Consider the following 277-nt stretch of genomic DNA (forward strand, 5'->3'; position numbering starts at 1 on the left):
GATTTTTTATAAAAAATCCAAACCATTCCTTTGAAAATAGCTTGTCAACTTTTGTAAGAAAGAACCGAACGAAAGTTGTAGTGAAAACGTTTTCAATAATGTTACGATAATGTAGAGAATATTAGATGAATGATTGAGGGAGGATTTAGTGTGAAGGGACTCATATCGAAAGTTCTGATCGTATCGTCCATCATGTTTTTTGCATTCCACTATATCGGAGTAGGATAATACATAATTTCTTATAATATCTTTCACATATTTTTAAACAAAACATGAA

The sequence above is a fragment of the Bacillus sp. JJ664 genome (assembly GCF_036962205.1).
GTDB lineage: Bacteria > Bacillota > Bacilli > Bacillales > Bacillaceae_G > Gottfriedia.